General features: G+C 69.0%; 7 protein-coding genes. 4 read left to right on the forward strand and 3 right to left on the reverse strand.

The window, feature by feature from the left end:
* Positions 1-23: 23 nt before the first annotated feature.
* Positions 24-1,643, reverse strand: coding sequence for an ABC transporter substrate-binding protein (locus OOT08_RS11305; RefSeq protein WP_325092734.1), 1,620 nt, complete (start codon positions 1,641-1,643; stop codon positions 24-26).
* A gap of 313 nt (positions 1,644-1,956) precedes the next feature.
* On the opposite strand from OOT08_RS11305, the gene OOT08_RS11310 reads away from it, so the two are divergent.
* The 3 genes from OOT08_RS11310 to OOT08_RS11320 are packed head-to-tail and all read left to right on the forward strand — an operon-like array spanning position 1,957 to position 3,983.
* Complete coding sequence (locus OOT08_RS11310; RefSeq protein WP_325092735.1) at positions 1,957-2,379, forward strand: DUF3151 domain-containing protein; 423 nt, start codon at positions 1,957-1,959, stop codon at positions 2,377-2,379.
* Complete coding sequence (locus OOT08_RS11315; RefSeq protein WP_325092736.1) at positions 2,380-3,666, forward strand: adenylosuccinate synthase; 1,287 nt, start codon at positions 2,380-2,382, stop codon at positions 3,664-3,666.
* Between the two features lie 17 nt (positions 3,667-3,683).
* Positions 3,684-3,983 carry a chorismate mutase gene (locus OOT08_RS11320; protein WP_325092737.1) on the forward strand — a complete coding sequence of 100 codons (300 nt, stop codon included), beginning with the start codon at positions 3,684-3,686 and terminating at the stop codon, positions 3,981-3,983.
* 84 nt (positions 3,984-4,067) lie between these two features.
* On the opposite strand, the gene OOT08_RS11325 is transcribed toward OOT08_RS11320, so the two are convergent.
* Positions 4,068-4,310: a hypothetical protein gene (locus OOT08_RS11325; protein ID WP_325092738.1), complete on the reverse strand. Its 243-nt coding sequence runs from the start codon at positions 4,308-4,310 to the stop codon at positions 4,068-4,070.
* 60 nt (positions 4,311-4,370) lie between these two features.
* Here OOT08_RS11325 and OOT08_RS11330 point away from each other — a divergent pair, with 60 nt between their 5' ends.
* Complete coding sequence (locus tag OOT08_RS11330; protein ID WP_325092739.1) at positions 4,371-5,090, forward strand: HNH endonuclease family protein; 720 nt, start codon at positions 4,371-4,373, stop codon at positions 5,088-5,090.
* On the opposite strand, the gene OOT08_RS11335 is transcribed toward OOT08_RS11330, so the two are convergent.
* Positions 5,087-5,965 carry a 3-methyladenine DNA glycosylase gene (locus tag OOT08_RS11335; protein ID WP_325092740.1) on the reverse strand — a complete coding sequence of 293 codons (879 nt, stop codon included), beginning with the start codon at positions 5,963-5,965 and terminating at the stop codon, positions 5,087-5,089. The two genes, OOT08_RS11330 and OOT08_RS11335, sit on opposite strands and share 4 nt — an antisense overlap.
* Positions 5,966-6,378 lie beyond the last annotated feature (413 nt).

A 6,378-nucleotide genomic window follows, 5' to 3' on the forward strand; every position in this document is an offset into this window, starting at 1 on the left:
GAGCGCCCGCGCACCCCGGGGGACTACTCCGCGGCGAAGAGCTCGGCGCCCCAGGGACCGAGGAAGGTGTACGGGCTGAACTCGGCGATCCCCACCCGGTCGCTGAACGCGGTCAGGGACTGCCCCCACCACAGCGGGGCATTGATGACCTGCTCCGCGTTGAGCGTCTCCGCCTGCATCAGCAGGTCGAGCCGCTCCTCGGGGGTCTGCGCCGTGTTCGCCTCCCGGAAGAAGCCGAGCATCTCCTCGCTCTCGACGTGGTTCACGTTGTCGGCGGCGAGCAGGTACGAGCTCACCTCGGCGGGGTCGCCGGTCGTGGAGAAGTACCACATCAGGCCGAGCCCGTTCTCTCCGGTGCCGATGCCCGCGAGCCAGGTTTCGATGGGCTGTTCCTTCACGGACAGGGTGATGCCGACCTGCTTCAGGTTCTCGGCGAGCGACTGGGCCGCGGTGCCGAGGTGGGGGCCGGTGTTCGGGTAGGCCAGCTCCGCGGTGAAGCCCTCCGGCACGGAGGACTCGGACAGGGCCTGCTTCGCGGCGTCGAGGTCGAAGTCGAGCTGCGGCACGGAGGCGAGGAGCTTCCGGGCCGCCTCGGCGTCGAGCTGATCGGTGATCGACTCGGGCGTCATAATGGTGCTCGCCGCCTCGCCATAGCCGCGGAGCAGCTTCTCCACGATTGCCTCTCGGTCGACGGAGTGCGCGATGGCCTCGCGGACCTTGAGGTCGTCGAAGGGGGCCACGTTCTGGTCGAAGAGCAGGCCGACGTAGGAGAGATCGTTCACGGAATCGACGCGAAGCCCGGCGGACTCCTGCCACTGCTGCGCCTGCTTGAGCGGCACGTTGAAGGCGATGTCGATGTCGCCGGACTGGGCGGCCAGGAGCCGGGTGTTCTCGTCGGGGATGAACTCGACCCGGATCGACTCGACCTTCCCGGGGGTGCCCCACCAGTCATCGGAACGCTCCAGGGTGACGGATTCGCCCGGCGTGAAATCGGTCACGGCGTAGGGGCCGGAGCCGAGGAGTAGGCTGTCCGCGGTGCCGACGGCGCCGTCGACCTCCTGCCAGTGCTTCTCCTGGGTGACGAAGGTGGCCCCGGCGGTGGTCATGTTCTTGATGAACGCGGGGTCGGGCTCCGCCGTGACGACCGTGACCTGGTGCTCGCCGGTCTTCTCGACGCTCTTCATGTTGCTCAGGTACCAGGTGAGACCGGGGGATGCCGTGGCGTCCTTGGCCTGGAGCAGGCTAAACACGACGTCCTCCGGGGTCACGGGGTCGCCGTTGTGGAACACGGCATCGCTGCGGAGGGTGAAGACGTAGGTGTTCGCGTCCGGGGTGTCCCAGGTCTCGGCCAGGGCGGGGACGAGGGTGCCGTCCGCGTCGAGGCCGACGAGACCCTCCTGCACGGTCGAGGCCAGGTAGTAGTTGAGGACGCCGCTCTCCTGCCCGACGTAGAGGTTTGCGAGGGAACCGGGCAGCGCCACGGTGACCTGCTCAAGCGCCTTCCCGGAGTCGGTGACCTCCTCGGCTTCGCCGCCGGGGCCACCGGCGGAGCAGGCGGTCAGCGCGCCGACGGCGAGGAGGGCCGTGGCCGTGATGAGCGCGCGGGGACCGCGGCGCGAGCGAGTGAGTGTTCGGGGAATCATGTTTGCCTCCGAGGGTGCAACGAGGTGGGGTGACCCGTCGGGCTTGCGGAGGGGAGGGTGGTTCCTCCGTGGGGCCCGACGCTGGGTCCGTGCTAGTGACGCTAGTGTACGAACAGCGGTCGCACTTCAGCGATTCTTTGAACTTATTGATAAGAGCAAGTTATCGAAACGGCCGATCACTGTGTCGCAGATGACGCGGTGTGACACCGGGCGCGTCGCCCACCGCCGCGGCCGCGGGCGGGGCGGGACGCGGGAGCCGTGCGGAGCCGCGAACCCGGCCGGGCACCCCGGAGCGGGGGCGGCGCCGGGTAAGATGGGTCAAGTGATCGGTCAAAACTTGCTCGGACCTGAGCCCACCCGCCTCGCTCCCGAGCCCGAGGTAACCGCCGCCCTAGCCACCGAGCCGGGCGAAGCGGTTGTCCGAACCCACCCGGAATCCTCGCTCGCGTGGGCGCTGCTCGCAGACGCCGCGTACGCCGAGGGCCGCGTCGTCGAGGCCTACGCCTTCGCGCGAGTGGGCTATCACCGGGGCCTGGACGCGCTGCGTCGGGCCGGCTGGAAGGGGCACGGACCCGTGCCCTGGTCACACGAACCCAACCGAGGGGTGCTCCGAGCGCTCTTCGCCTTGCGCCGCTCCGCGGCCCAGATCGGCGAACAGGCGGAGGTGGACCGGCTCACGGAGTTCCTGAACGGCGCCGACCCTGAAGCGATCGCCACGTTAGAAGGAGGGGCGTAAATGCCCGCAGTTCTCATCACCGGTGCCCAGTGGGGCGACGAGGGCAAGGGTCGGGCGACCGACCTCCTCGGCAGCCGCGTCGACTACGTCGTGAAGTTCAACGGCGGCAACAACGCCGGGCACACGGTCGTCATCGGCGACCAGAAGTACGCGCTGCACCTGCTGCCGTCCGGCATCCTGACCCCCGGGGTGGTCCCCGTGATCGCCAACGGCGTGGTTGTGGACCTCGCCGTGCTGAAGCTGGAGCTGGACGCCCTCATCGAGCGAGGCGTGGACGTCTCCAAGCTCAAGGTGAGCGCCAACGCGCACGTCATCACCGAGTACCACCGCACCCTGGACAAGGTCACCGAGCGTTTCCTCGGCAAGCGCCAGATCGGCACGACCGGCCGCGGCATCGGCCCGGCATACGCGGACAAGATCAACCGCGTCGGCATCCGCATCCAGGACATCTTCGACGAGACGATCCTGCGCCAGAAGGTCGAGGCGGCCCTCGACTTCAAGAACCAGGTCCTCGTCAAGATCTACAACCGCCGCGCGATCGAGGTCGAGGAGGTCGTCACCGACCTGCTCGCGTACCGCGAGCTGCTGGAGCCGATGGTCTGCGACACGGGCCTGCTGTTGCACAACGCGCTCGCCGACGACAAGACCGTGCTCTACGAGGCGGGCCAGGCCACGATGCTCGACATCGACCACGGCACCTACCCCTTCGTGACGAGCTCGAACGCGACCTCGGGCGGGGCGAGCACCGGCTCCGGCGTGCCCCCGCACCAGATCGACCGGATCATCGCGGTCATCAAGGCGTACACGACCCGCGTCGGCTCCGGCCCGTTCCCGACCGAGCTCTTTGACGAGATGGGCGAGTTCCTGCAGACGAAGGGCGGCGAGTTCGGCGTCACCACCGGCCGCGCCCGCCGCTGCGGCTGGTACGACGCCCCGATGGCCCGCTACGCGGCGCGCATTAACGGCGTCACCGACTTCGTGCTGACGAAGCTCGACGTGCTCTCCGGCATCGAGTCGATCCCCGTCTGCGTCGCCTACGACGTGAACGGGGTGCGCCACGACGAGATGCCCGTGAACCAGTCGGACTTCCACCACGCGAAGCCGATCTACCAGGAGTTCCCGGGCTGGGATGAGGACATCACGGGTTGCCGCACCTTTGCGGAGCTGCCGAAGAATGCCCAGGACTACATCGTTGCGCTCGAGGCGATGAGCGGCGCGCGGTTCTCCGCCGTCGGTGTCGGCCCCGAGCGGGAGCAGGTCGTGGTGCTCCACGATCTCCTCGACTGATTCGAGACGGAGCGCAGATGAGCCAGGACCCGATGGAGACGCTGAACCGCCTCCGGTCGAGCATCGATAACATCGATGCCGCCCTGATCCACATGCTCGCGGAGCGCTTCCGGTGTACTCAGGAGGTGGGCGAGCTGAAGGCGGCCCACGAGCTGCCCGCGGCGGATCCCGCCCGCGAGGCGCGCCAGATCGGGCGCCTGCGCCAGCTGGCCGCCGAGGCGCAGCTCGACCCCGAGTTCGCCGAGAAGTGGTTCAACTTCGTGGTGGCCGAGGTCATCCAGCACCACACGCGCATCGCCGAGGAATCCCGGGACTAGGGTTCGGCGAGCGCCCCGTCGGCGGGCGTTGCGGGGGTGAGGGGTTCCTCGCGCGCAACGCCCGCCTGAGCGGCGCTCGGGCGACTATTCGTCGTCGAGGAGTTCTTCCTCGAGCCGCCAGACCTGGTCGCCGTACTCGCCCGCGGCGAGTTCGGTAATCAGCCGATGCGCGTCCACGTCGTCCTCGTCGAGGATCTCGCGGGCTGCCGCGAGGGTCTCGGCGCGGTCGCGGTCCGCGCCGCCCGCCTCGACGGCGTCCTCAAGGGCCGTGCGGTAGCGGTCGAGCGCGTCGCGGAGTTCGTCTTCCGTGTACGGTGTGTGTTCCATGCGGCCTCCTCTGATGTCCTGGCCTAGCCTAGTCTGAGGAGCTGAGACGGGGAGAAGCGCGTGCGAGCTGTGCTGCGATGGGGCCTGGTCCTCGCGATCATCGTTGGGCTCGGCTGGCTGCTCGTGCGCGCCGCCGACGCCGGATTCTTCGACGCGGGCGGGGGCGGAGCCGCGGGCGGCGACGCGGCCCAGTCCGGGTCCGCCGCCTTCCCCGAACCCACCCCGGAGGAGGTCCAAGCGGCCCGCGAGCGGCTCGACGCCATCCCCACGGGATACGGCGGGGCGGGCGGCTCCTACGACCGGAACCGCTTCGGACGGGGCTGGGCGGACCTCGACCGCGACGGCTGCCTCACCCGGAACGAGATCCTCCAGCGCGACCTCACTGACACGAGCCTGCACGCGAACGGCTGCGTGGTGGGCAGCGGAACGCTCGTTGACCCCTACAGCGGCGAGACCATCCACTTCCGGCACGGGGCGGAGAGTTCGCAGGCGGTGCAGATCGACCACATCGTGCCGCTCGGGTACGCCTGGCGGCAGGGTGCCTGGCGCTGGAGCGCCCCGGAGCGGCTGCGCTTCGCGAACGACCCGAGGAACCTGGTCGCGGTGGACGGGCGGCTCAACGACGACAAGGGCAGCGACGGGCCCGGGCGGTGGATGCCGCCCAACGCGGCGGTGCACTGCGGCTACGCCGTGGCCTTCGTGACGCTGCTCGACGACTACGGGCTTGACGCCTTCCCGGCGGACGCGTGGGAGCTGCGCCGGACGCTCGATCGCTGTTAGCTCGCCGCCCTGGCCGCGGTGATCGCGTCCAGGATCCGGTCGCGCAGGGGATTCGCGCGCTCGGTGAAGCCCCGCTGCAGCCGCGCGTACTCGCGCTTGCCCGCCGGGGTCTCGATGCGGACGGCCTCGAGGCCGTAGGGGGAGACGTCGTAGGGGGAGGCGCGCATGTCCACCCGGCGGATATCGCGGGCGAGCTCGAAGCAGTCGAGCAGGAGCTCGCCGGGGACGAGGGGCCCGAGCTTCCCGGCCCACTTGTAGAGGTCCATGTTCGCGTGCAGGCAGCCCGCCTGCTCGGTGTCGACCTGGGTGTCGCGGGTGGGCCGCTCCTCGTTCAGGGGCGCGGCCTCTGGGGTGAAGAAGCGGTAGGCGTCGAAGTGGGTGCAGCCGATGGGGTTCTCCTGGACCACCCGATCCGAGTGCTCTGAGCCGAGGCGGAGGCTGAGCCCCCGGTGCCGAATCTCCTCGGGGTCCAGCCGATAGACCATCGCCCACTCGTGCAGCCCGAAGCAGCCGAAGCGGGCGGGGCGATCGAGGGTGGCCCGGAGCAGCCGCTCGATCAGGTCGACCGTGCGGCCGCGGCGGTCCAGGAAGGCGGCGGCGTCGACCCGGAGGGAACCGTCCGCGGATCCCCGGTACCATTTCGGGGCGGGGCCGTCCGCGTCGGGGGCGTCTCCCGGGCGGGGGCCCGCGAGGGAAATCCCGGCCCCGGGGTGCCAGCGGCGCAGCTCGGCGACGCGGACCGTGTAATAGCTGAACAGGAAGTCCTCGACGGGGTGTTTTTCGCCGCGGAGCTGCCGGGCGCGGTGCGCCTCGGTGAGCCGATCCGCGCGGTCGGCGTGCGCGAGCCGCCGCTCCCGCCACTGCTCGACGCTCATGCGCACCTGTTTCTCCTCACCCGTTGACCCGTGCCCTCATTCTGCCACGTTGTTTTACATCAATTTTCGGCGATATTCATTCAATCTTTGTATAAACCATCAGCGTGACCGCGGGATATCGGGCCCCTGTTTATGGATTCAATCAAAGCGTCAAGTATGTGTTATGTTCCTCTCAGTCACTTAACGCGCCGTTGCGACAGTTGTCTGATGTCTTCGTGTACCGCCCCCCGGCTGGTCCGAACCCGTCGAACGACGATGTTCGCGTGCGCAAACTTGCAGGAAAAAAGACTGGGGATGGTTTTGCACACACGGTTCAGCGAGCCGCGACGCTCGCGCGCGCTCACATCACGCTTCCGCACAGGTCTCGCGACCGCGCTCTCGCTGCTGCTGTTGGGAGGAACCCTCTTCGCCAG

Origin of the sequence: Leucobacter sp. M11, assembly GCF_035726885.1 — a bacterium.
In the GTDB taxonomy this organism is placed as follows: domain Bacteria; phylum Actinomycetota; class Actinomycetes; order Actinomycetales; family Microbacteriaceae; genus JAPFRB01.